The organism is Luteibacter mycovicinus (genome assembly GCF_000745235.1).
GTDB lineage: Bacteria > Pseudomonadota > Gammaproteobacteria > Xanthomonadales > Rhodanobacteraceae > Luteibacter > Luteibacter mycovicinus.
This window is the reverse complement of sequence record NZ_JQNL01000001.1, coordinates 2,619,758-2,644,858: the sequence shown is the minus strand read 5'-3', so window position 1 is coordinate 2,644,858 and position 25,101 is coordinate 2,619,758. Positions and strand designations below refer to the sequence as shown.

Genomic DNA, 25,101 nt, shown 5'->3' with positions numbered 1-25,101 from the left:
TTGTCAGTACTGGTAAACGAGCTGGAAGCCCGTCGCCGGTCGCATCGTGTTGAGGGCGCGACCGCCCTTGTCCGCCCAGCCGGCGAACGCGTCGAAGCTGAAACGCCCGAAGCTGCCGCGCAGGCCGACGAATTCGCCACGCAGGGTTTTCTCGGGCAGCGTGCGAATGCTCGGCCCGCCGACGTGGCCGCCGTCGATACCGGCGTAGGCCGCGATGGGCAGGTTGCCCAGCGGCACGCTGAAGGTGTTGCGCCAGTACCAGCCACGCTCGCCCGCCAGCGTCTCTTCACCATCGAACCCACGGACGGAATAGCGTCCGCCCAGCGTGATGAATTCCGAGGCGTAGAGCGTGTCGCTGCTGCGCTGGGCACGCAGTTCCGTCGTCCACTGCACCGGCACACGGCCGAGCTTGAACGGCACGTTGAGTGAGGCATCGAGCAGGTTCAGGCCGTACTGGAAGGTCGGCGCGTCTTTCGACAGGCCCGCCACATCCTGCTGGCCGCCGAACCAGGTGACACCGCGGCGATGGGCAAGGCGCAGATCCAGCTGGGCGTTACCCAGGTACTGGCGCTGCACCAGCGCGAGCTCGGCCGTGGTGACGTCACGCTTCTGCGTCAGCAGCTCGGAGTCCTCGATAAAGCTGTGCGCCCAGCGTTTGCCGATGCGCAGTTCCAGCGAGGTCTTGCCGTACTTCGTGCGATGGAGCATGCGCTGCACGGTGATGTCAGTCGTGCGCGACTTGCCGCTGGAGGTGAAGGTCTGCTGCGAGCCTTCCACCGTCTGGTGGTACTTGTAGTCATACAGCGAAGCGGTGAACAGCCAGTCGCCATAAGGCACCGCATAGTTCGCCGTGTTGCCGCGCGTGCCGTGCCCGTCGCTGTGATAGACGTCGTGGTTGTAACCCAGCGACAGCACGTCGTTGATGCGCAGAGGATTGTCGAGTCCGAGGTTGATACCGCCCTGCAGGCGGCCGGTTGCGCGCGACCCGCTGTCGTCGAGCGACGCGACCACATGCCAGGGTCGCGAGCGCTTCGCGGTGATGACCAGATCCGACTCGCCCGGTTGTTCGCCCGGGGCGATGTCGATAGTGACGTCCTGCGAAGGCACGCGCTTGAACTGCTCCAGCCCCTGCTCGATGTCGCGCAGGTTGAGCAGGTCGCCCGGCCGGGCGGCGAGCGCGGTCTGCCAGGCACCCACGGCCGTATTATCGGCGAAGCGCACCGCACGAATCGTCCCCGGCACCAGCGTGAGCCTCAGCGTGCCGCTCGACAAGTCCTGCGGCGCGAGCCCCACACGAGTAGTCACGAATCCGCGATCGATGATCATGTCCGATACACGGCGGACAATGGCGTTGACGCCCTCGTGGCCGACGCATTTAGCGGCGTAGCGGTCGAGATAGCGCTGCGCGAAGACGAAGTCCTCCACGCGCTGGCCTTCGAGCACGACATGGGCGAGTCGGAAGCATTCCGCTTCAACCGGCACATCCGTGCGACGGAAATCCGTCACGGGGACGGAATTCAGTCGCACATCCGGCTGTTGTTGCTGCTCCAGACGAGCCTGTGCCTCGCGCTGGGCGCGATCGCGTTGCTCTTGCTGGTCAAGCGTCTGGACTTGTTGCGCCTGTGCGACGCCCGTCACAGTTAGCAGAATGCCGGCCACACGCATGGCCGTCGAGACGCCCTGCCCGCGCCTTCCTGAGGTGATGCTCACGTTTTCCCCTGTTTCTGGCCGGTCCGGGCCGTGCTGCTCCGAGGTGGGGAATTTTAGAGCCTGCGCATCTCAGGGGCTGAGCTTTAGTCGTAGGATATTGCCGACACGTCGTGTAGGGGAATTCCTACAAGACGCGTAAGGCGTTCACCCATGCCGTCGCGGCAGCGCTTCAGCGATACCCACGATTGAGCTTGCTGTTCCGAACGCCATACGTGAAATACACGATCAGGCCCAACACCATCCAGATCGCAAACCGCTCGAAGGTGATCGCCGGCAGCCCCCAGATCAGCGCCAGCGAGAACAAAATACCCAGCGGCGCCACGAACCACACGGCCGGCGTCTTGAACTTCCGTTCGAGATGCGGCTTGCGCACACGAAGCACCAGCACCGAGGCGCAGATCAGGATGAACGCGCTCAGCGTGCCGATGTTGACCAGCTCCGCCACTTCACCGATCGGCAGCAGGCCGGCCACCACGGCGGTAAAGATGCCAAGGATCATCGTCGGACGTGCAGGCGTGCCGAAGCGCGGATGCACCTGCGCGAACCATGCCGGCAACAGCCCATCACGCGACAGCGCGAACCAGATGCGCGCCGCGCCGAGCATGAAGGCGAACAGCACGCTGATCACACCGATCACCGCCGCGACGGCGATCACGTTGCTAAGCCACGGCAGGCCGATGGCGTTGAAGGCGTCGGATACCGAGGCTTCGCCGCTTAGCGTCCCGTAAGGAACGATGCCGGTAAGCACCAGCGACACGGCGATATAAAGCACCATCGCGACCGCCAGCGAGAGCAGCACCGCGCGTGGCAGGTCGCGCTGCGGGTTCTTCGCTTCCTCGGCCGCCGTGGTCAGCGTGTCGTAGCCGAACACCGCGAAGAAGACGACGCTCGCGCCCGTCAGCACGCCCTGCCAGCCGAAGTGGCCCATGCCCTTGGCGTCGAATACACGCGCCGGGATGAACGGGTGCCAGTTGGCGGTGTTGATGAAAAACGCGCCAACGCCGATCACCAGCGCTACGCCGATCACCTTGATACCGACGATCACGGTGTTGAGGCGCGCACCCCACTCCGTCTTGATCGACAAAAGAATGGCGACGAACAGCGAGATACCGGCGGCGATGACATTGAAGCGGTGAGCGTCGGTCGGGCCCGGCAGCGGATTCGCGACGCTGAAGCCGACGCCCAGCTTCGCCTGCTGCCAGTAATAGTTCATGGTGTCGGCGCTCATGCTCTTCTGCGCCCACTCCGGCAGATGCACGCCTGCCGTGGCCAGCAACACCTGCACGTAGCCGGACCAGCCGATGGCGACCACCGCCACCACCAGGGCGTATTCCAGCAGCAGATCCCAGCCGATGATCCAGGCCGCGCCCTCGCCGAGCACGGCGTAGCCGTAGGTATAGGCACTGCCGGTGACCGGGATCAGACCCGCGAACTCCGCGTAGCAGAGTGCGGCACAGGCACTGCCGAAGCCGGCGATGATGAAGCTGAGGGCGACGGCCGGGCCGGCGTTCAGGGCCGCCTGCTGGCCGGCGAGCACGAAGATGCCCACGCCGATGATGCCGCCGATACCGATGGCCGTGAGCTGCCAGAGGCCGAGGACCCGGCGGAAGTCCGTACGCAAGCCGACCTCCGCCTGCAACTGCTCGACGGACTTGTGGCGGAGAAACTTGGCTAACGACATCGGGGCGACCCCTGGAGCTGGCAGAGCCCGGGATCATAGCGGGGCAAGGGCCAGGGTGTCGTCAGAAAAGCCCGACACCCCGCAGGATCAGGGGCGATCCAGCGCCTTGCGCCCCAGCGCAGGGTCGTCGGTAAAGAACGCATCGATCCCGGTCGCCAGATAGGCCCGGATCTCAGCCACCGAACCGGCGTCGTTCCGCGCCGCATCCCCCGCGTCGTCGCGGAAATCCGCCGCCAGGAAGTGGTTCTCCGGCCGGAACGTATACGGATGCACCTCCAGCCCGGCGGCGTGCGCGTCGTGCACCAGCGGCGCGACCGGCGCCAGCTTCCCGTCTCCGGTCAGCGGAATGATGCTGCGCGTGGACGGCCCGATGGCGTCGGCGTAGGTGGCGATGGCCTTGAGACCTTTCGGGGTCATCATCGCGCCGTAGGTGGTCGACGGCTGGTCGGCCGGGTGCTGGTCGGCCAGATCCATCAGCTGGAGCAGACGGATGTTCGGGTGATCCTTGCCCAGCTTGCCGCGCACGTACTTCAGATTGCGGATCTCGAACGACTGGATCTCCACGGGTGCGGTGCGCGTATAGGCGTGCGCCGCCAGCGTAGCCAGCACCTTGTCTTCCATCGGCAGGCCGACGTCATGGAAATACGTCGAGTGCTTGATCTCCGGAATGATGCCGATGACCCGATGCCTGGCCGACGCTTCCGCGGCGACAAACTCGATCATCTCGTCGAAGGTCGGCACGGTGAACTGGCCGTCGTAGGCCGTGTTGGCTTTGCGGATATCCGCAAGGCGCTCTCGGGCGCGCAGCGTCTTCAGCTCGGCGAGGGTGAAGTCTTCGGTAAACCACCCCGTGATCGACTCGCCATCGACGGTCTTGGTCACCCGGCGGCTGGCGAACTCCGGATGCGAGGCCACATCGGTCGTCCCGCCGATCTCGTTTTCGTGACGCACGACCAGCACACCGTCCCTGGTGGAGACCAGATCCGGCTCGACGAAGTCGGCACCGTCCTCGATGGCCACGGCGTACGAGGCCAGCGTGTGCTCGGGACGCAGCGCACTGGCACCGCGGTGACCGATGACGAGGACCTTCGCGGCAATCGGCTTACCGGGAGCCGGGGCGGCGGACGTGGGCATCGAGAGCACTCCAAGGGCCAGGGCCAGAGCGCATGAGGATAGAGCAATCGCCTTCATCAGAAATCCGCCGACAGGGTAACGAAGCTCTGGCGTGGCGCGCTGGCATGAAACGCCAGTGCGCGGCCGTTCGGATCGGTCGCGCCGAACGCGGTCAGATTGGTCGCGTAACGATGGTCGGTGAGGTTGGTGACGTTCAGCGCCAGCGTCAGCGACTTGAGGTAGCCGATCGTACCGAAATCGTAGCCCGCGCCGAAGTCGAACGAGGTGGCGCCGGCCACGCTCTGATCGTTGGTATAGGTGTAGTAGCGCTTGCCGGTGTACTTGCCACGCAGGCTGGCCGACCAGGGGCCGTAGGTGTAGCTGATCTCGCTCGAGTACATGCGCTTGGGCGTATCCACCGTGGTCTTGCCCTTCACCGGGACGACCACACCGCTGGCGACGTAGTTGTCGTCGTAGCGCGAGCGGTTGAACGAGGCGGAGTTGTACCACTCGAAGCCACGGACCGGCTTCCAGATGAAGGTGAATTCCGCGCCGCGACTGGACACCGAGCCGACGTTGACGAAGGCGGTGTTGCACTCCGGACGCGTGCCCTGCTCGATGCTCGGGCAGGGGTTGAGGGAGAGCAGACGATTGTCGAACTTCACGTCATACAACGCCACCGACGCTTCGTACGACTGACCGACGCTGCGGAAGCCACCATCGATGGAGCGCGACTGTTCGGGCTTGAGGTTGGCCTTGGTACCGTCGAACGCACTCTGCGACACGGAGAGCGGGCCACCGGCACCGCCGCCCTGGAACGCCGCGATGTTCTTTGCATACGACAGGAACACCTCCTGACCGGGCGCCAGCTGGAAGGCAAGACCGGCCTGCGGCAACAGCGACTTGCCCGCCTTGAGCGTGCCGTTGGCATACGGGCTTTCCACGCCCGGCGCTTCGACCGCCTTCATGGTCGTGTGCGGGCTCTTCACACCGACGTCGATGGTCAGACGATCGTCCATCGCCTTGAAGCTGTCCTGCAGGTACGCCTGTTTGGTGGTGATCGTATAGTCCTGCGAGAACAGACGACGATCCGGGTCGGACAGATAGAAATCGTCGTTGAACGGACCGTCCACGTAGTAGAAGTTGCGCTCCACGTGATGGTTGTTCTTCTCGTACCACACGCCGCCCTCGACATGATGATTGCCGAGGTCCCACGACAGCGACGCGATCGCGCCATTGCGGTTGATCGTGTAATTGGTGCTGCGCAGGGAGATCGGCAGCTCCCCGGCGGTGCCGGGGTTGGACTTCTGACCCGGCGCCCACCAGTGGCCCTGGCCCGCGTTCTCATGGTGATAAACCTGGGTATGCAGCGTCGCGCCATCGGCCACGGCGAAGTCGCCCGCCACGTAGTACAGATCGTCGCGACGCAACGCGCGGCTCAGGTAGTAGGCATCGTCGGTGTTGTCGACGCCGCCGGAGTAGCCGCAACGCGAGTCGCGCACCCCACCGACCGTGTAAGCCGGCGTGCAATAGGCCGCCGCCAGGGCGCGGTTCCAGTCCGGTGCGTAGAGATTCCAGTCCCAGCCGAGGCCGCGCCTCATGCCGCTCCTGGACAGATAGGCGTAGTCGGCCTGCGCGGTCCGCGAAGTGTCCGCGAAGCCGGTGATCCGGTTGCCGTCACCGAACTCATAGACGGCCTTGCCGTTGAACTGCCTGGTCGTGGTCTTCGAGCCCGGCTGGGCCCACATGTCCGCGTCGGCCTTGATGCCGGACAGGTACATCGAAAAACCCTTGTAGTCACCCGTGTCGATGCGCGCATAGGTGCGACGGTTGTGGTCGCTGCCGAAGGTCTGCGCCGCCTTGCCACCGAAGGTCTTCGCCGGATCCGACGAGAAATACTGAATGGCGCCTCCGAGGTTGCTGGTCGACGCCGTCCCGAGCGCGCCGATGCCCTCTGACAACTCCACCGTCGCCATGTTCTCGGCGATCAGGGCGCGCGAGATATTGAGGCCGTTGTAGTTGCCGTAGGCGTTGTCGCCCAGCGGCAGACCGTCGAGGGTGTAGCCGAGGCGCGTGGTATTGAAACCGCGCAACGTGATCGACTGGGACTCCTCGTTGGCGCCGAACGCGTCATTGGACTGCACCGAGACGCCCGGCAGGCGATTCAGGATCTTCTGAGGGCTGGTACCCGGCGGGAGAACCTTCTGGTCCTGGGGCACGATGCGCTGCACCTGGCGGGTCTCGCCCTGGCCGATCACCGAGACCGCGTCCAGATCCTGCGTCTTCGGGGGCGGCGCGTCTTCGGCGTGAGCCTGCAGGGCGATGGCGGCGGCGAGGGCGAGGAACAGGGCGCTGCGGTTGTGCTTCATCGGCAGGAAACTCGTAAAACGTAAGAAGCCTTCGAGCGTGGCCGCCCAGTGTTTAGGTTTTCTTACGAAGAGAAGAACATGTGACGCGGAGTGACGCAGGTCGCAGTTCGGCCGCGTCCCCGTACTGCAACACGCACGCCTCACCATGGCGCCCTTTACCCTCACGCGGAACCGATCCATGCGCCGACTCGCCCGCTTTGCCGCCCTGCTTCTGGTGATCCTGGCCGTGGACGCGCACGCCTCCCGCCGCGTCATCGTCTTCGTCTGGGACGGCATGCGGCCGGATGCCATCAGCGAAGACGACACGCCGAATCTGGCGGCGCTGGCCAGGCAGGGCACGTATTTCGCGGACAACCACTCGACCTACCCGACCTTCACCATGGTCAATGCGTCGAGTTTTGCCACGGGCTCGTTCCCGGGGACGATCGGTTTTTACGGCAACCGCTTCTGGGCGCCGGGCGCCAGCGGTTTCGATGCGAAGGGCGCACCCAGCGACTTCGCCTCGCCGGTCTACACCGAGGACTATGCGGTACTGCGCGCGCTGGACGATCACTGGCACCACGATCTGCTGGAAGCGCCCACGTTGCTGGAGCGCGCACGCAAAGCGGGGCTGAAGACCGCTGTGGTAGGCAAATCGGGCCCGGCCTTCCTCCAGGACATCCACGAAGGCGGCGTGATCCTCGATGAGAACGTGGCGCTGCCGCTGGCCTTCGCGCAGCGACTGACGAAGGCCGGCTATCCGCTGCCGGCCAATACCGTACACGCCTACGATCCGGACCATTTCCACCTGGAACCGGACAACGGCACGCCCACCGCGCCGTTGCCGCTGGTCACGATGAAGGACGGCGCGACCACGGACGCCTCCGATGGCGCCGGTGCACCGGCCACACCGTCCAATGCGTTCCTGATGAAGGCCTTCCTCGACTACGTTCTGCCGGTCGAGAAGCCCGATATCAGCTTCGTCTGGCTGCGCAATCCCGACGGCACCGAGCACAGTTACGGTGTGGGTTCACCGAACTTCCATCTCGCCCTGCGCGCACAGGACGAACTCCTGGGCCAGCTCCAGGCGAAGCTGAAGTCGTTGGGCATGGACGCGGATACCGATCTGGTGATCGTCTCCGACCACGCGCACAGCAACGTCGCCGGTCCTGCCGACCTGTTCCCGTTGCGTCAGATCGCCGATGGCCGTGTCGGTCGCGTCGAAGCGGAATGGGGCTTCTCCACGTCGGGCGCGATTCGTCTCGCCGATGAGATGACCCACGCCGGCTTCAAGGCATTCGACGGTTTCGGCTGCATCTACGCGCCGGTGATGTCCGGCCTCAAAGCGGATGGCGCGCAGCTGCATCCGACCCGCTTCGACGACGACGGCCGCGTCTGTGGCAAGCCCGGCCCGTATACGACGCCGTCGTATAAGCTGCCGGCCGACCTGCCGACGGACGCCTTCGTCATCGCGCCGAATGGCGGCAGCGAATACCTCTACCTGCCCTCGCACGATCGCGCACGCGTCGTGGAAGCCGTACGCTTCCTGCAGAGCCGCGAGATGTTCGGCGCGATTTTCGTCGACGCCCGCTACGGCAAGATCCCCGGCACACTCCCGCTGGCGGCCGTGCACCTTGAGAACACGCGTTCACCCGACATCATCGTCAGCTACGACTTCAACGCCGACGCGACCGTGCAGGGTTTCAAGGGCACGGTCTATACCAGCATGTCCAACGAGCGCGGCATGCACGGCAGCTTCAGCCCGATCGACGTGCACAACATGCTGCTGGCCAGCGGCCCGGATTTCCGCAGGAACCTGCGCAGCGAACTGCCGAGCGGCAACGTGGACGTCGCGCCGACCATCGCGGCCTTGCTGAACATCGACCTCGGCAAGCCGGACGGGCGCGTGCTGCGCGAGGCGCTGGAAGGGCACTCGCCCGAAGGTCTGAGCGTGAAGCCCGCCGATATCGCGACCGATACCTCGACGGGCCTGGACGTGCGTCGCGTGGACGGCACGCCGATGAATCGTTCGACGTACCGCTTCGTCCTCAAGACCAGACAACTGAGCGATAACGGCAAGACCTACACCTACTTCGACCAGGCTAAGGCGGAACGCCTCCCGTAGGAGCGCGCCCCACCCCCGCGTGTAGGAGCGCGCCCTGCGCGCGAAAAGCCAACGAAGCGGTGACGCGGCACACCAGCGGCACCCCAGAGGCACCCCCGCAACACACCCATCGCGCGCAAGGCGCGCTCCTACATGACCTTTTTCTGCTAGTTTTCCGCCCCGAATCTCCTTGTTCCCACCCGGATACCCTTCGATGTTCAGATCTCTCGCGATGGCCACGCTTTCGGCCGCCCTTCTCGCTGCGTGCGCCAGCGCGCCGACCGCGGACAAGTCCGGCAAAACCGGCAGCGTGAAAGATGGCGCCACGCTCGACCTCGCCATCCTCGAGACCACCGACGTCCATTCGAACATCCTGTCGTACGACTACTACAAGCAGAAGGACGACCCGAGCTTCGGCTACGAGCGTCTCGCCACGCTGATCCGTCAGGCGCGCAAGGAGTTCCCGAACACCGTGCTGTTCGATAGTGGCGACACCATCCAGGGCTCGGTACTCGCCGATTATCAGGCACTGGTCAAGCCGGTCGGTTGCGATACCGAGCTCGGCATCTACGCCGCGATGGACGCGATCGGTTACGACGGCGGCACCGCCGGCAATCACGAGTTCAACTACGGCCTGCCGTTCCTTGCTCAGGTCACCAACACCGCGATGAACGTCGACGGCGTGAAGCCGCGGCAGTGTGCCGGCCCGAAGTTTCCGCTGGTGTTGTCCAACGTCTACAGCGTTCGTGACAAGCAGCCGATCTTCAAGCCGTGGACGATCGTGACCAAAACCGTCGAGGTGAAGAACGCCGACGGCAGCACCACGCCGACCGCGCTCCGCATCGGCATCATCGGCTTCACGCCGCCGCCGATCCTCGACTGGGACAAGCGCAACCTGCAGGGCAAGGTCACTGTCGACGGCGTCGTCGAAGCGGCCAACCGTTACATGCCGGAAGTGCTCGCGCAGAAACCGGACCTCGTGGTCGCCATCCTGCACGGCGGCCTCAACACCGCGCCGTACACGCCGCAGATGGAGAACGGCGGGTGGTACCTCGCCGGTGTGCCGGGCATCGATGCGCTGCTGCTCGGCCATTCGCATACCGAGTTTCCGGGGCCGCGCTACATGGACATGAAAGACGTCGACGCGAAGCGCGGCATCGTCCGCGGCGTGCCTGCGGTCATGGGCGGCTTCTTCGGCAAGGATCTCGGTGTCATCAACATGACCATGACCCGCGAGAACGGTCGCTGGGTGGTGCAGAAGGACAAGAGCCACAGCCAGGTCCGTCCGATCTGTCCGAAGAAGAACGAGTGCGTGCCTGCGGATCCGGCCATCGCGCCGATCGTGAAGGAAGCGCACGACGCCGCGGTCGCGTACGTCAACACGCCGATCGGCGCGACCGATCACGACCTCACCAGCTACTTCGCCGACGAAGGCAACATGAGCGCGCTGGCGGTGGTCAACGCGGCTCAGGCCGACTATGCACGCGACGAGATCGCACGTGAGCATCCGGAGTGGAAGGACATTCCGGTGATTTCCGCGGCCTCCGCCTTTCGTACGGGCTTCGGCGGTCCGGACGATTACACCGATGTCGCCAGGGGACCGATGACGATCCGTAACGCCGCGGATCTTTACTTCTATCCGAACACGCTGGCGGCGGTGAAGATCGACACGGCAGGGGTGAAGGCCTGGCTCGAGAAATCGGCGACGCGCTTCAACCAGATCGATCCGTCGAAGGAAGGCGAACAGCCGCTCACCGGCAAGCTGGTGCCGTATAACTTCGACCAGATGCAGGGCGGCATCACGTACACCATCGACATCACGAAGCCGGAAGGCCAGCGTATCGGCAATCTTCGGTACAAGGGCAAGGCGATCAGGGATGGCCAGACCTTCATCGTCGTGACCAACAGCTATCGTGCGAACGGTGGTGGTGAGTTCCCCGGCATGAACGGTGAGTCCGTCGTGCTCAACGCGCCGGACGGCAACCGCGAAGTCGTGATCAAGTGGGTCGAGGCGAAGAAGACCGTGACCGCGAAGGACGTGGACAAGCGTTCGTGGAGCTTCGTGCCGGTGAAGACCAGGGGGCCGGTGACGTTTACGGCGGCGTCCGGGAAGGAAGGCGTAGCCAAGGCGCAGGGACTGGCGGTCAGGCAGCTGCGCGACAATGGCGACGGTACGGCGGTTTATGCGCTGGATCTTTCGAAGCGTTGAGGTAGTTCGCGTCGCCCGCGGGGCGGGCTCCTACAGAGACTGCGATGGACGGGGTCGCCCGCGGGGCGGGCTCCTACAAAATTACGCAGACTTGTAGGAGCCCGCCCTGCGGGCGATTCAACCTTGCCCCGCCCCCCCGGCAGCAAAGCCATATCCTCCATAGGCCATCCGGCCACGTCCGACACGCTTGACAGCCCCCATCACCCGGGCATAACGTCGGGCACATGTATCCCATCACGCCAGCGCTGCGTTTCACCACGGTCTCCCCGACCGGCACGCTTGCGTCCGTGACCACCACCGCGACCACATCCACTACGACCATTACCATGGTCGGAGGATCGGAGTTCGCGCGCGCCTAGTTCCTTGTCGCTGCCGGCCCCGACCTCCCGCAGGACGGGATCGGCGCCGGAACTCCCAGCCAAGATCCCCACCTGACGTGACCACGGGCCTCTCACCGGAGGCTTTGATCGTGTCCATCGCTGTCGCATTACCCCGCTCACCCTTACGCGCCGCGCCCGTGCGCGCCGCCGTCCAGCCGCTCGTCGTGCAAGTCGGTGTCGTCGGACCCGGCAAGGTCGGCAGCGCGCTGCTGAACCAGTTGCGCCTCGCGGCTCCGCGTCTGCTGCGTGACTGCAACCTCGAACTCAGCCTGCGCGCCGTAAGCGACAGCCGGCACATGTGGCTCGACTGCGACGACGACGCCCTCAACGGCCGCCAGCACGGCGCGCAGACCTGGCGTCCGGCCGAACTCGATGAGTTTGCCGCCTATGTCGCCGGGGACGGCCACCATGTCGCCGTCATCGCTGACTGCAGTGCCAGCGACCTGGTCGCCGACCACTATGCCGGCTGGCTCGGCGCCGGTATCCACGTCGTCACCCCGAATAAACGCGCGGCCAGCGGCCCGCTCGATCGCTGGCGCAAGATCGCCGCCGCGGCCGATGCGAGCGGTGCGCACCTGTACTACGAAGGCACGGTCGGTGCCGGCCTGCCCGTCGTGCAGACCCTGCGCGACATGATCGACACGGGCGATGAGCTGACGGCCGTGGAAGGCATGCTTTCCGGCACGCTGGCCTGGCTGTTCAACCGCTTCGATGGCTCGGTACCGTTCTCGGCGCTGGTCCGCGAGGCCCATGCCATGGGTTACACGGAGCCGGATCCGCGCGACGACCTCTCCGGCATGGACGTGGCCCGCAAGGTGGTGATCCTCGCCCGCGAGGCCGGCGTTGCCCTGTCTCTGGACGATGTGGCTGTCCGCAGCCTGATCCCCGCCGAGCTCGCCGGCTCCTCGCGCGACGAATTCATGGACAACCTCGAAGCGATGGATGCGCCCATGGCCGCCCTGCTCGCCGATGCCCGTATCGCGGGAGGTGCACTGCGCCACGTCGCGCGGCTCGATGGCCACCGTGCCTCGGTCGGCGTGCAGGTGGTCGACGCCGACCATGCCTTCGCCCATTCGAAGCTCACGGACAACGTGCTGCGTTTCGCCACGCGCCGATACTGCGACAATGCCCTGGTCGTCCAGGGGCCGGGTGCCGGTCCCGAGGTCACGGCCGCGGCGGTATTTACGGATCTGCTGCGCGTGGCCGGCGCCATGGGAGTAAAACGGTGCGCATGCTGAAAGAAGAATCCTCACCCCTGATCCGCGCGGATGTCGCTGTCGCCGAGGCGTATGCGAGTGTCGGCAACGTCGGCGTCGGTTTCGACATCCTGGGCCACTGCGTCGCCGGCGCGGGCGATCGCGCCGAAGTGCGCCGCATCCCCGAACGGGAGGTGCGCATCGCCGCCATCCATGGCGTGATCACCGACCTGCCGCTGGCCGCCGTGGACAACACCGCCGGCGCCGCACTGCTGTCGATGATGCGTGCGCTCGACCTGCCCTTCGGCTTCGAACTCACCCTGCACAAGGGCATCGCGCTGGGCTCCGGGATGGGCGGCTCCGCCGCGTCCTGCGTGGCCGCCGTCGTCGCCGCCAACGCGTTGCTCGACGAGCCGCTGCCGCGCGAGGCGCTCTATCCGTTCGCGCTGGATGGCGAAGCCGTCGCCAGCGGCAGCCGTCACGGTGACAACCTCGGCCCCATGCTGCTCGGCGGACTGGTGTTGGCCACCGACAAGCGCCTCGTGCGCATCCCGGTACCGGCGGCATGGCATTGCGCCCTGGTCCATCCGCATGTGGTGCTGGAGACCCGCCGGGCGCGCGCCGCACTCGCGGGCCATTACGCGCTGGGTGAATTCGTGGCGCAGAGCGCCAACCTCGCCCTCGTGCTCGCGGGTTGCTACCGCGGCGAAGCGGCGCTGGTACGCGAGGGTCTGTCGGACGTACTGGTCGAACCGCGACGTGCGCCGCTCATTCCGGGCTTTGCCGACGTCAAGCAGGCCGCGCTGGATCACGGTGCCTTCGGCGCCAGCATTTCCGGCGCGGGGCCCAGTGTGTTCGGCTGGTTCGAAGACCGCGCCTCGGCTGACGCCGCGTCGCACGACATGCGCGCCGCGTTCGCTGCGGCTGGCCACGACAGCGACATACTGGTCGCTCCCATCGACGGCCCTGCCGCCAGGATTCTCTGAGCATGCGCTACGTCAGTACGCGCGGCGGTGCCGCGCCCACGCGCCTTTCCGACGCCATCGCCGCAGGCATCGCACCGGACGGCGGGCTCTACGTTCCCGAACGGATGCCGACGGTATCGCTGCCTTTCCGCCAGGGTGACCTCGCCGGTACCGCGCTGCGGATGCTGGAACCGTTCTTCGCAGGCGATCCGCTAGAGGATGAACTGCCTGCCATCTGTGCGGAAGCCTTCGCCCATCCGACGCCCCGTCGTCAGCTGCCCGTCCACGGCGCACATGTGCTGGAGCTGTTCCATGGCCCCACGGCGGCGTTCAAGGATTTCGGGGCGCGCTTTCTCGCCGCGTGCCTCAGCCGGCTGCGTCGCGACAACGACCGGCCGCTGACCATTCTCGTCGCGACCTCCGGCGATACCGGTGCGGCGGTGGGAGCCGCCTTCCACCATCTGCCGGGCGTGCGCGTCGCCATTCTCTACCCGGACAACCGGGTATCGCCGCGACAGGCGCATCAGCTCGGCAGCTTCGGCGGCAATGTGCGTGCACTACGCGTGGAGGGCAGCTTCGACGACTGCCAGCGTCTCGTGAAGGCGGCGCTCGGTGACCCAGCCCTGCAATCCGACGTACCGATGTCCTCGGCGAACAGCATCAGCCTTGGCCGCCTGCTGCCACAGATGGCCTACTTCGGCCATGCCTCGCTGGAGGCCGACGAAGCGATGCACACGATCGTGCCGACGGGGAATCTCGGTAACGCGGTAGCCGCCTTGTGGGCGCGCGAGATCGGGTTACCGATCGGGGATGTGATGTTTGCCTGCAATGCCAACGATACGCTGCCGGAATTCTTCGGCGGACAGCCTTATCGCGCGCGCGATGCGGTGGCCACGATCGCCAACGCGATGGATGTCGGCGCGCCAAGCAACTTCGAGCGGCTCTGCCATTTGTTCGGCGGTGAGGAAGCGGCGCGACGCGGCGGGCACGCCGAAAGCGTCGACGACGCGGAGATCCGCGATGTCATTCGTCGCCATGCGAGTAACGACGGCGAGATCTTCTGTCCGCATACCGCGACGGCTGTCCGCGTGTTCGAGCGGCATCGGCATGCCGGCGATCGACGCGCATGGACGATCGCGGCGACGGCACATCCCGCGAAGTTCGATACGGTGGTGGAGCCGTTGATCGGGCGTACGGTCGCGGTGCCCGAAGCGCTGGATGCCATGCTGTCGCGCAGGGCGACCGCGGAGCCGATGGCGGCGGATGGACGGATGTTCGCGGAGTGGTTGCGGGGCTGGTAACCAGCCCCAGCCGGCGATGCGTCCGATCAGAACTGGTAAGCGATCATCAGGCGGTTGCTTGTCCACGGCAGGTTGCCGGGATTGAGATTGTTGGTACCGCCCACCGGGTGCTCCCAGCGATCACGGATCTGCAGACCCTTCAGCACGTCGTCGAGCTTGTAGACGATGTCGACGTACAGATTGTGGCTGGTACCACGCAGATTGGTGTCGTAGTGCGCATAGGCCGCCGTGAGGCTCAGCGCATCGTGCAGCATCAGGTAGGTCGCCTTCGCCTTCCAGGCATGTCCCGGCCCCTGCTCGACCAGGCCACGCAGCATCGACGTGGTGTACAGCGGATCGGCCGAATAGCTGTTGCTGTACGGCGAGATGATCGCGCCACCGCCCACCGCGTCGTGCTGACGCTCGAGCTTGTTGTACGCCACGTCGAACCTGGCCTTGCCGACCGACGCACCCGCATCCACGCCCCATGCCTGCGCATCGACGCGGTCGCCGGCGGCACCGGTGAGCCTGGTGTGCGTCTCGACGAGCACGTTATCCGAGCCACTGGTCTGGCGAACGATCTGCGCGCCGACGAACGGCGTGATACCGCTGTCGTTCCTGAACGTGTACATGCCGTCCACGTAGCCCATCCGGCCGAAGTGCTCGAAGTCGTAGAACCACGCCTGCGCCTTCAGGCCGCCGGTCGCGTAAGTCGTACCGATCGCCGTGGTGCCGTCCATTTCCTGCGCGGTGCGCGGCAATGCGCCGTTGTTGCCGTACATCGAGTCGTGATGGTACGTCGACGGGTAATACAGGTTGTCGTCGTTGTAACCGCTGGAGGTTCGGCTTTTCCAGCGGAGCGTGCGGATGGCGAAAATGTCCCAGCCTCTGGCCGGTTTGAAGTCGAACATGGCCGCCTGATAGGAAGCGGGGATTGCCCGCGAGTCGAACTGCCCCATCCACGGCGTGTTGAGATATTGGTCACCGGCCCGTGCCACGAGCCAGTCGTTCGCATACTCGGCATAGGCCTGGGTAAACCCGCTGACCGCGTGGTTCGGTCCCATCAGCGAGGTATCGACCCGGCCCGGGTTGTCGGCACGCGTGCCGAGCGACTGCGCCGAGAACGCGGTGGCGGCGAGACTGAAGCCACCGACCTTGCCGCTCTTCACGGTGAACAGCCCCGCCAGTGACGTGGCTCGCGTGTTGTACTGCGTGTCGGCATCGTAATGACGAGCAAAGCTGTACAGGCGCAGTTCGCCGTTGAACGAGCCGTCGCGGAAGAAATCATCGGCCTGGACGCCGGCGGCCGTGCATGCGAGTGCGACGGCGATCAGATAACGGGCGCGCATCAGTGCACCGCACCGGCGTAAAACGAGCTGACCACGGTTGTATCCCCTGCTTTGCGTTTCAAGCGCAATTTCAATTCAAGACCGGGGACGTCGCGGAAGAGGTACTTCGCTCGTCACCCACGCTTTTCGCAACTTCATGCGATTCGACTTGCAACAGCGCGGATGACGCGACGGGTTGCCCGCCCATTATCGGCAACCCTGTAACTAACTTGAAACAAAAATGACATTTCCGAGTTGAGGAAAATGCATGGCGGGACCCGGTTCGTGGGAGCGGCGGATGCCGCTCCCACGAGCTCCAGCCTCGACGTCAGGGCTCGTCCCGGCTCTCGGAGCGGGCCAGCAGTGCGCGGATCGCATCGCCCGTCTTAGCCACCACCCCCAGCGGCCCGGGCGAACCGACCTCAGGCAACTGGGCCGTGATCGACGCAAGCAGTAGGCCAAGCCTTGCTTCGGGGTCGTATTTCCCTTGCGCATCGATCGACGTGCCGTCGCTTCCCTGCACCCGTCGCAGCGAACCGTCGGCGGCGTAGATCAGGGTGACCCGATCACCGATGGTGACCACGCGATCGTCATTGATGAGAAATTCGGACACCGACTCACGGGAGACGCCGCGTACCCGGATGCCGGCATCCTCCTCATTCACGGTCCAGCGCACGCTCCCCCCGCCCTCGGTCACCTCGCGCAAGGCGAGCTTCCCGTCCTGGTAGGCATCCGCGACTTCGCGCTTTCCGGCAACCGCCGACGCGCGCCCCGCCGCCTGACAGAACACGGGGAACATGTTGTCCACATCGAGTTCCCGGTTCGCGAAGGGCCCCATCGGCACGCCGAAGGCCATCATGTAGACCGAGAAGCCCGGCGCGCAGGACATGTAGCCGTAGCCGCCATCGCCGCTGCTCCGCCATTCGCTGTCGCCGCCCGGCCGGTCATAGCGGAACTGGTAGGTGTACGCGTAGCCGATGTCGCTGGTTCCTGCCGAGATGAGCTGGCAGTCGGGTTCGTTGAAGTGTTCGCAGCGCGCGTGCATGGCCCGGAGGCTCACCTGCATCAGGTCGGTGAAATACTCACCGGCGGCTTCGTACTCGATAAAGGGAGGGGGCGCGTCAGCCGTATGGGCGAGAGGGGTGAACGCGAGGAAGGTGCATGCCGTGAGCCGCGCAAACATGCGCGCTCCGGCCGTCCGTTGCTTGGCCATGAATCGTCCTTTGGGATACGTCGATTGGAACGTGACCAGTTTAGGTGGCGCAAAAAAACACGGTCAACGTGACCAAGTGCGACCTCCGTCACACTCCCACTAACTGTCCATTTTTCTCATTCCATGAGGGCCATACCACTTGGCTGCAGGCCGCATTCCAGCGCGGCCTGCGTAGGAGAACCACGACATCGGGCGTCTAGCCGTCCAAACGTCCTAGGAAAAAAGTTTCGCGCGAAAGTGTTGACACGCGCCGACGAAGTGACATACGTTCGATGACATGACGCAGCGCACCACCCATGGCCGCTTTGACCTGAACCGCCTTCCGGCGGTCGGCGAGCTGCGTCTCGGTGGCGGCCTCCTTCTTCTTAGCCTTGTACTTATTACCTGCGGAGGTGCGGGCTGAGGGCAAGTGTCCAGGTGAATAAGCAACAAACCTGAAGACTCCTGAAGAACCCCGCACCCGGCAACGGATGCGGGGTTTTTTATTGCCCCGGGCCCGCCTCATTCACGAGCGGAGCCAGACATGAATCCAGCAAACCAGGGCAGCACCGAATCCGTCGAGAGCGACGTAGGCGGCCGCGTGCGTATCTTCGACACCACCTTGCGCGACGGCGAACAGGCCCCTGGATTCTCCATGGACCGACGAGCCAAGCTGCGCATGGCGCACGCCCTGGAAGAACTGGGTGTCGACATCATCGAGGCCGGGTTCCCCCAGGCCTCACCCGACGATTTCGCCGCCGTGGCCGAGATCGCAAGATCGCTGAAGACGCCCACGGTCGCCGCGCTGGCCCGATGCCAGCCAGGCGATATCGACAGCGCGGGCAGAGCATTGCAAGGCGCGCATCACTCACGGATCCACCTGTTCCTGTCCACCAGCCCGCTGCATCGCGAACACAAGCTGGGCAAGAGCAAGCAGCAAGTCATCGACATCGCCGCCGAATCCATCCACCGGGCGAAGGCCCTGGCCCACGAAGTCGAATTCTCCGCCGAAGATGCCCTGCGCACCGAGCCGGACTACCTCGCCGAGATCTTCTCGGTCGCCGTTGAAGCCGGCGCCAGCGTCCTGAACGCTCCCGACACCGTCGGCTACGTCACCCCCGACGAAATCACCCGGATGTTCACCTACCTGCGCGCCCACGTGAGAAACGCGGACAAAGTCGTGTTTTCGGCCCACTGTCACGACGATCTGGGCCTGGCCGTCGCCAACTCGCTGGCCGCCGTCGCCGCCGGTGCACGCCAGGTGGAATGCACCATCAACGGCATCGGCGAACGCGCCGGCAACGCCGCCATGGAGGAGATCGTCATGGCGCTGCACACGCGCCGCCCGCTGTTCAAGGTCGATACCGGCATCGTCACCCGGCACTTCTATCCGACCTCTCGCCTGCTGGCCGAAGTGACCGGGCAGGCCGTGCCGCGCAACAAGGCGATCGTCGGCGACAACGCCTTCGCGCACGAATCCGGCATTCATCAGCACGGGATGATCAAGCATCGGGGCACGTACGAAATCATGCGGCCACAGGACGTCGGGGCGAAGACCTCGCTGGTCCTGGGCAAGCACTCCGGTCGCCACGCGCTGCGGCAGCGCCTGGAAGAACTGGAGTACGACATCGACGAAACGACGCTGGACGCCGTCTTCGATCGCTTCAAGGTGCTGGCCGACAGGCAGCGCTCGGTAACCAACGACGATCTCACCGCTCTGATGAGCGCTTACGAATTCGATACCCAGGCCGCGCCCGTCGCGGTCCAGTCCTGAGGAGGATCCATGGAAGCCCCGAAACATCTCTGGCACAACGGCCGCATCACGTCCTGGCAGGACGCCACCGTCCATGTCGGCGCACACGCGCTGCATTACGGCTCCTCCGTCTTCGAAGGCATTCGCGTGTACTCCACGCCGGATGGCCCGCGCTATTTCCGACTGGAAGAACACACCGAGCGCCTGTTCCATTCCGCGCGTGTGTACGACCTGGTGATGCCGTACGACGCCAGGGCGATCAATCAGGCCTGTCGCGATGTCATCACCGCGAACGGGCTGCAGTCCGCTTACGTGCGCCCCATCGTGTTCCGTAGCGGATTCACCTTCAGCCTGGCGCCGTCGCTCGACACCAGGGTCGACGTGTCGATCATCGCCTTGCCCTGGGGCGCTTACCATGGCGCCGACGCGATCGAGAAGGGTGTCGACGTCTGCGTCTCCTCGTGGAACCGCGCCGCGCCCAATACCTATCCCAGCGGCGCCAAGGCCGGCGGCAACTACCTCAACAGCCAGCTGATCGCGCGCGAAGCGATCAATGGCGGCTTCGCCGAGGGCATCGCGCTGGGCACCGACGGACTGCTGAGCGAGGGCGCGGGCGAGAACCTGTTCATCGTGCGCAAGGGCGTGATCTACACGCCGCCCGCCGCCTCGTCGATCCTGTGCGGTATCACGCGGGACTCCGTGCTGACGCTGGCTCGCGCGCGCGGCTTCCAGGTCATCGAACAGCCGCTGCCACGTGAAATGCTCTACTTCGCCGATGAAGTGTTCATGACCGGCACGGCCGCCGAAGTCACCGCCGTGCGTTCGGTCGACCGCAAGCCGGTCGGCAGCGGTCGTCCGGGGCCGATCACCCGTCAGTTGCAGGACGACTTCTTCGGGCTGTTCGACGGCCGCACCGAAGATCAGTGGGGCTGGCTGTCGCCCATCGAGGAAACCGCGGACGGGAGGGTCGCGGCATGAGCGCGCGTACCCTGTTCGACAAGCTGTGGGACAGCCACCAGGTAAAAGCCGAAACGGAAAGCACGCCCGGCGTGCTCTACATCGACCTGCACCTGGTGCATGAAGTCACGTCGCCGCAGGCCTTCGACGAGTTGCGCGCACGCGGGCTGAAGGTGCGCCGCCCCGATCGCACACTCGCCACGCTGGACCATTCCACGCCGACGCTGCCCGCCGATGCGGACGGCAGGCGCCCGTATTACACGAGGGAGGCGGAAGCCCAGGTCGCGAAGCTGGAGTCCAATGTCGCCGAGTTCGGCATCGACCTGATGGGCTGGGATAGCCCGCAACGCGGCATCGTGCATGTGGCCGGACCTGAAGTGGGCGCCACGCAGCCCGGCATGACCATCGTCTGCGGCGACAGCCACACCGCCACGCACGGCGCCTTCGGCGCCCTGGCCTTCGGGATCGGCACCACGGAAGTCGGCCATGTGCTGGCCACGCAGTGCCTGCTGCAGCGGAAGCCGAAGTCCTTCGCGATCCATGTCGACGGCGCGTTGCAGCGAGGCGTCACCGCGAAAGACCTGATCCTGCACATCATCGGCCAGATCGGCATCGGTGGCGGCACCGGTTACGTGCTCGAGTACACCGGCGAAGCCATCCGCGCGCTGTCGATGGAGGAGCGCATGACGGTGTGCAACATGTCGATCGAGGCAGGCGCACGCGCAGGCCTGATCGCGCCGGACGAGACCACCTTCGACTGGCTGAAGGGCCGCGAGCGCGCGCCGCGCGGCGAAGCCTGGGACCGCGCCGTTACCGCATGGCGTGCGCTGCCCACCGACGCAGGCGCCACCTACGACCGCGAAGTCCGCATCGACGCGTCGGCGATCCAGCCGTCGGTCACTTACGGCACCCATCCCGGCATGGTCGTGCCGATCCACGGCAACGTGCCCGCCGCCGCCGACGCGCAGGAACAGCGTGCGCTCGACTACATGAAGGTCACCGCGGGCAAGCCGATCACGGGCGAGACGGTCGACGTCGTCTTCGTCGGCAGCTGCACCAACGGTCGCCTGTCCGACCTGCGCGCCGCCGCGGAAATCCTGCGCGGCCGCACCGTTGCCGCCGGCGTGCGCATGCTGGTGGTGCCGGGCTCCGAGCAGGTACGTCGCGATGCCGAGCGCGAAGGGCTGCACGAGGTGTTCCGCGCCGCTGGTGCCGAATGGCGCGAGCCGGGCTGCTCCATGTGCATCGCCATGAACGGCGACCTCGCCCAGCCGGGCCAGCTGGTCGTCGCCACCAGCAACCGCAATTTCGAAGGTCGTCAGGGCAAGGGCGCACGCACGGTACTGGCCAGCCCGCTGGTCGCCGCCGCGTCGGCGATCGCCGGCCGAGTCGCCGACCCCCGCGATTACATGAACCAGGAAGTCGCCGCATGAGCCAGACTAGCCGCCCGCTCGCCTACGTGCATTCCCGCACGGCGGTGCTGCGTAACGAAAACATCGACACCGACCGGATCATCCCGGCGCGCTTTCTGACCACCACCGAACGTACCGGCCTGGGCAAGCATTGCTTCGAAGACTGGCGCTACGCCGCCGACGGCAGTGACGACCCCGCGTTCCCGCTGAATCAGCCCGCGGCGCGCGGTTGCTCGATCCTCGTCGCCGGCCACAACTTCGGTTGCGGCTCCTCGCGCGAACACGCGCCCTGGGCGCTGCTGGACTACGGCATCCAGGCGGTGATCTCCAGCGAGATCGCGGATATCTTCCGCGGCAATTCGCTGAAGAACGGCCTGCTGGCGATCGTGGTCAGCGAGGCCGAGCACCGCTGGCTGCTCGACAATCCCGGCGTCGAACTGCGCATCGATATCGCCGAAGGCAGCATCCGCCTGCCGGACGGCGGCACCATTCGTTTCAATCTGGACGCGTTCTCGCGTCATTGCCTGCTCAACGGCGTCGACCAGATGGGTTTCCTGCTGCAGCAGGAAGCCGACATCGCGGCGTTCGAAGCACGCATGGAGGAAGCCGCATGAAGGCCTCGATCGTCGTATTGCCGGGTGACGGTATCGGCCCGGAAGTCGCTGAGGCCGGCGTCGCCGTGCTGAGCGCCATCGCCGAACGTTTCGGCCACGAGTTCACGTTCGCCGAGCACGCCATCGGCGGGGATGCGATCGATCGCTTCGGCGATCCGCTGCCGCCGCCGACGCGTGACGCGTTGCTGGCTTCCGACGCGATCCTGCTCGGTGCCGTCGGTGGCCCGAAGTGGTCCGATCCGGCTGCGAAGGTCCGTCCCGAGCAGGGCCTGCTGGCCATGCGCAAGCTGCTGGGTGTGTTCGCCAACGTGCGCCCGCTGAAGCTGCATCCGCGCACCGCGGCGCTGTCACCGCTGAAAGCGGAGCGGACGAAGGGTGTCGACCTGGTCTTCATCCGCGAACTCACCGGTGGCATCTACTTCGGTGCGAAAACGCGCAGCGAGAACGATGCGACGGATGAATGCCGCTACAGCGTCGAAGAAGTGGAACGCGTGGTCCGCCATGCCTTCGAGCTGGCACGTACACGCCGCGGGAAGGTGACCTCGGTCGACAAGGCCAATGTGCTCGAGACATCGCGCCTGTGGCGCTCGGTGGCAACGCGCGTCGCCGCCGATTACCCCGATGTCGAGCTGGAACATCAGCTGGTCGACTCCATGGCGATGCATCTGCTGACGCGTCCCGCCGACTACGACGTCATCGTGACCGAGAACATGTTTGGCGACATCCTGACCGACGAAGCCTCGGTGCTCGCCGGCTCGCTGGGTCTGTCCCCTTCCGCGTCCATCGGCGGTCCTGGCGCGGGCGTCTACGAGCCGATCCACGGTTCCGCACCGGATATCGCCGGCCAGTCGCTGGCGAACCCGCTCGGCACGATTCTCTCCGCCGCGATGTTGCTGCGTCACTCGCTCGGTCTGGCCGACGAGGCCGCCGTGATCGAAGCCGCGGTGGATCACGTCCTGGAGCACGCCAACCTCACCCGCGACCTGGGCGGCAGCGCGAGCACGCATGACGTGACCCGCGCCGTCCTGGAAGCCTGTCACGCCAACGCGGAGGCCGCATGAACGACAAGAAGATCCCCATCCGCACGCTGCGCAGCGATGCGATCAAGACCGGTCCCGACCGCGCGCCGGCACGTGCCATGCTGCGCGCCACCGGTCTCGACGACGACGCCATCGCGCGGCCGATGGTCGCCATCGTGCACAGCTGGTCCAACGTGTCGCCGTGCAACCTCAACCTGCGTGAACTGGCGGAAGCCGCTGCCGAAGGCGTCCGTGCGGCAGGCGGCACGCCGGTCGAGTTCAACACCATCGCCGTCACCGACGGCATCGCGATGGGCACCACCGGCATGCGTTCGTCGCTGGTCAGCCGTGAGGTGATCACCGACTCGATCGAGCTGGCCGTCGATGGTCACTGTCTGGATGCCATGGTGGTGCTGTGTGGCTGCGACAAGACCATTCCCGCCGCCGCCATGGCCCTGGCCCGCCTGAACATCCCCGGCGTCGCGCTGTACGGCGGCAGCATCGATCACGGCACGCGCAACGGCTGCGCCATCACGGTACAGCAGGTGTTCGAAGCGGTGGGCGCTCATGGCGCGGGCAAGATCGACGATGCCGAACTGGAAGACGTCGAGCGTCACGCCTGCCCCGGCGCGGGTGCCTGCGGCGGGCAGTACACCGCCAACACCATGGCGATGGTGCTGACCACGCTGGGTCTGTCGCCGGTCGGTCTCAACGATATCCCGGCGACACATCCGTCGAAGCGCGACGCCGCCTTCCGCTGTGGCGAGCTGGCGATGGAATGCCTCAACGCCGATCGCAAGCCGCGCGACATCATGACCCGCAACGCGTTCGACAATGCCGCGCGCATGGTCGCCGGCACGGCCGGCTCCACGAACGCGGTACTGCACCTGCTCGCCATCGCCAACGAAGCGCGCGTTCCGCTGTCGATCGAAGATTTCGAGCCGGCCTCCGCGCATACGCCGGTCATCGCCGACCTCATGCCCGGCGGCCGTTACAGCGCCGTCGAACTGACCGCCGCCGGCGGCACGACCATCGTCGCCCGCGAACTGCGCAAGGGCGGCATGCTCAATGACACGCAGACCGTCACCGGCCGCAACCTGTTCGCCGAGCTCGACGCCGCACCCGCGGCCACCGAGGGCCAGGAGGTCGTTCGCTCCGTCGACAACCCCTTCAAGCCACGTGGCGGCTACAGCATCCTCTACGGCAATCTGTCACCCGAGGGCTGCATCCTGAAACTCGCGGGCCACGGCCGCAGCAGTCACGCCGGACCGGCCCGTGTCTTCGAAAGCGAAGAGGAAGCGTTCGCCGCCGTGAAGGCCGGACGTATCCGTGCCGGTGACGTGATGGTCATCCGCAACGAAGGACCCGCCGGCGGTCCGGGCATGCGCGAGATGCTGGCGGTGACGGCCGCCCTGATCGGTCGCGGGCTCGGCAACGATGTGGCGCTGATCACCGATGGCCGCTTCAGCGGCGCGACGCACGGATTCATGGTCGGGCACATCGCACCGGAGGCCGCGCGCGGCGGCCCGATCGGCCTGATCCGCGAGGGCGATGCGATCTTCATCGATGCCTCGACGCGGGAGCTCCGCACCGACGCGGACCTGGCATCGCGCCGCGCGGCATGGCGACCGGAGCCGCCGAAGGTCACCCGTGGCGTGCTTGCCAAGTACGCACGCCTGGTCGGCTCCGCCGCCGAGGGTGCCGTGACGCAGGCCTTCGACGATGCGCCCGCTACCGCTACCGCCATCGCTAACCCGCCACGCCGCGAATACGCCGAAGACGACTGCACGCAGGAGCTCATCGGCAACTGATCGTTCCGACGATTCATCAACGGGAATCG

At 65.8% G+C, this 25,101-nt stretch carries 16 protein-coding genes and 1 pseudogene; 11 read left to right on the top strand and 6 right to left on the bottom strand.

The genetic code is table 11. The features are described from left to right. Window positions 1–3: 3 nt before the first annotated feature. The 4 genes from FA85_RS11625 to FA85_RS11610 all read right to left on the bottom strand — a co-directional run bounded on the left by FA85_RS11625 (window position 4) and on the right by FA85_RS11610 (window position 6,879). On the bottom strand, window positions 4–1,710 hold the full coding sequence (locus FA85_RS11625) for a ShlB/FhaC/HecB family hemolysin secretion/activation protein (RefSeq protein ID WP_156108815.1): 1,707 nt from the start codon (window positions 1,708–1,710) through the stop codon (window positions 4–6). A 169-nt stretch (window positions 1,711–1,879) separates the two neighbouring features. Next, window positions 1,880–3,391 (bottom strand): amino acid permease, encoded by a 1,512-nt coding sequence (locus FA85_RS11620; RefSeq protein ID WP_036116559.1) that lies wholly within the window; start codon window positions 3,389–3,391, stop codon window positions 1,880–1,882. Window positions 3,392–3,478: 87 nt separating this feature from the next. Beyond that, window positions 3,479–4,525 carry a glycerophosphodiester phosphodiesterase gene (locus tag FA85_RS11615; protein ID WP_036116560.1) on the bottom strand — a complete coding sequence of 349 codons (1,047 nt, stop codon included), beginning with the start codon at window positions 4,523–4,525 and terminating at the stop codon, window positions 3,479–3,481. Between the two features lie 56 nt (window positions 4,526–4,581). After that, complete coding sequence (locus FA85_RS11610) at window positions 4,582–6,879, bottom strand: TonB-dependent receptor (RefSeq protein ID WP_036118604.1); 2,298 nt, start codon at window positions 6,877–6,879, stop codon at window positions 4,582–4,584. Between the two features lie 172 nt (window positions 6,880–7,051). On the opposite strand from FA85_RS11610, the gene FA85_RS11605 reads away from it, so the two are divergent. The 5 genes from FA85_RS11605 (at window position 7,052) to thrC (ending at window position 15,007) form a co-directional block, all read left to right on the top strand. Next, entirely contained in the window at window positions 7,052–8,977 is a 1,926-nt protein-coding gene (locus FA85_RS11605; protein ID WP_036116563.1) for an alkaline phosphatase family protein, read from the top strand. A gap of 193 nt (window positions 8,978–9,170) precedes the next feature. Next, the gene (locus tag FA85_RS11600) at window positions 9,171–11,165 is read left to right on the top strand and encodes a bifunctional 2',3'-cyclic-nucleotide 2'-phosphodiesterase/3'-nucleotidase (RefSeq protein ID WP_036116565.1); all 1,995 of its coding nucleotides are present in this window, start codon (window positions 9,171–9,173) and stop codon (window positions 11,163–11,165) included. A 469-nt stretch (window positions 11,166–11,634) separates the two neighbouring features. Continuing rightward, on the top strand, window positions 11,635–12,783 hold the full coding sequence (locus tag FA85_RS11595) for a homoserine dehydrogenase family protein (protein ID WP_428977046.1): 1,149 nt from the start codon (window positions 11,635–11,637) through the stop codon (window positions 12,781–12,783). Beyond that, window positions 12,777–13,727: a homoserine kinase gene (locus tag FA85_RS11590; RefSeq protein ID WP_051944320.1), complete on the top strand. Its 951-nt coding sequence runs from the start codon at window positions 12,777–12,779 to the stop codon at window positions 13,725–13,727. The genes FA85_RS11595 and FA85_RS11590 overlap by 7 nt, the downstream gene beginning before the upstream one ends. Before the next feature lie 2 nt (window positions 13,728–13,729). Beyond that, window positions 13,730–15,007: a threonine synthase gene (gene thrC / locus FA85_RS11585; RefSeq protein WP_036116566.1), complete on the top strand. Its 1,278-nt coding sequence runs from the start codon at window positions 13,730–13,732 to the stop codon at window positions 15,005–15,007. Between the two features lie 26 nt (window positions 15,008–15,033). On the opposite strand, the gene FA85_RS11580 is transcribed toward thrC, so the two are convergent. Continuing rightward, complete coding sequence (locus FA85_RS11580; protein ID WP_051944085.1) at window positions 15,034–16,335, bottom strand: OprD family porin; 1,302 nt, start codon at window positions 16,333–16,335, stop codon at window positions 15,034–15,036. Window positions 16,336–16,642: 307 nt separating this feature from the next. Further along, window positions 16,643–17,527, bottom strand: a complete 885-nt coding sequence (locus tag FA85_RS11575) for a hypothetical protein (RefSeq protein WP_036116569.1) — start codon at window positions 17,525–17,527, stop codon at window positions 16,643–16,645. A gap of 523 nt (window positions 17,528–18,050) precedes the next feature. Between FA85_RS11575 and FA85_RS11565 the strand changes: the two are divergent. The 6 genes and pseudogenes from FA85_RS11565 to ilvD all read left to right on the top strand — a co-directional run. Then, window positions 18,051–19,226: pseudogene (locus tag FA85_RS11565) on the top strand (2-isopropylmalate synthase); the annotation flags it as partial. A 63-nt stretch (window positions 19,227–19,289) separates the two neighbouring features. After that, window positions 19,290–20,237, top strand: a complete 948-nt coding sequence (locus FA85_RS11560) for a branched-chain amino acid transaminase (protein WP_036116573.1) — start codon at window positions 19,290–19,292, stop codon at window positions 20,235–20,237. Next, window positions 20,234–21,649 carry a 3-isopropylmalate dehydratase large subunit gene (leuC, locus tag FA85_RS11555; RefSeq protein WP_036116575.1) on the top strand — a complete coding sequence of 472 codons (1,416 nt, stop codon included), beginning with the start codon at window positions 20,234–20,236 and terminating at the stop codon, window positions 21,647–21,649. Before FA85_RS11560 ends, leuC begins: the two co-directional genes overlap by 4 nt. Continuing rightward, window positions 21,646–22,242 carry a 3-isopropylmalate dehydratase small subunit gene (leuD, locus tag FA85_RS11550; protein ID WP_036116577.1) on the top strand — a complete coding sequence of 199 codons (597 nt, stop codon included), beginning with the start codon at window positions 21,646–21,648 and terminating at the stop codon, window positions 22,240–22,242. Before leuC ends, leuD begins: the two co-directional genes overlap by 4 nt. Next, window positions 22,239–23,303 carry a 3-isopropylmalate dehydrogenase gene (gene leuB / locus FA85_RS11545; RefSeq protein WP_036116579.1) on the top strand — a complete coding sequence of 355 codons (1,065 nt, stop codon included), beginning with the start codon at window positions 22,239–22,241 and terminating at the stop codon, window positions 23,301–23,303. The genes leuD and leuB overlap by 4 nt, the downstream gene beginning before the upstream one ends. Continuing rightward, complete coding sequence (ilvD, locus tag FA85_RS11540; RefSeq protein WP_428977045.1) at window positions 23,300–25,072, top strand: dihydroxy-acid dehydratase; 1,773 nt, start codon at window positions 23,300–23,302, stop codon at window positions 25,070–25,072. The genes leuB and ilvD overlap by 4 nt, the downstream gene beginning before the upstream one ends. Window positions 25,073–25,101: the final 29 nt, after the last annotated feature.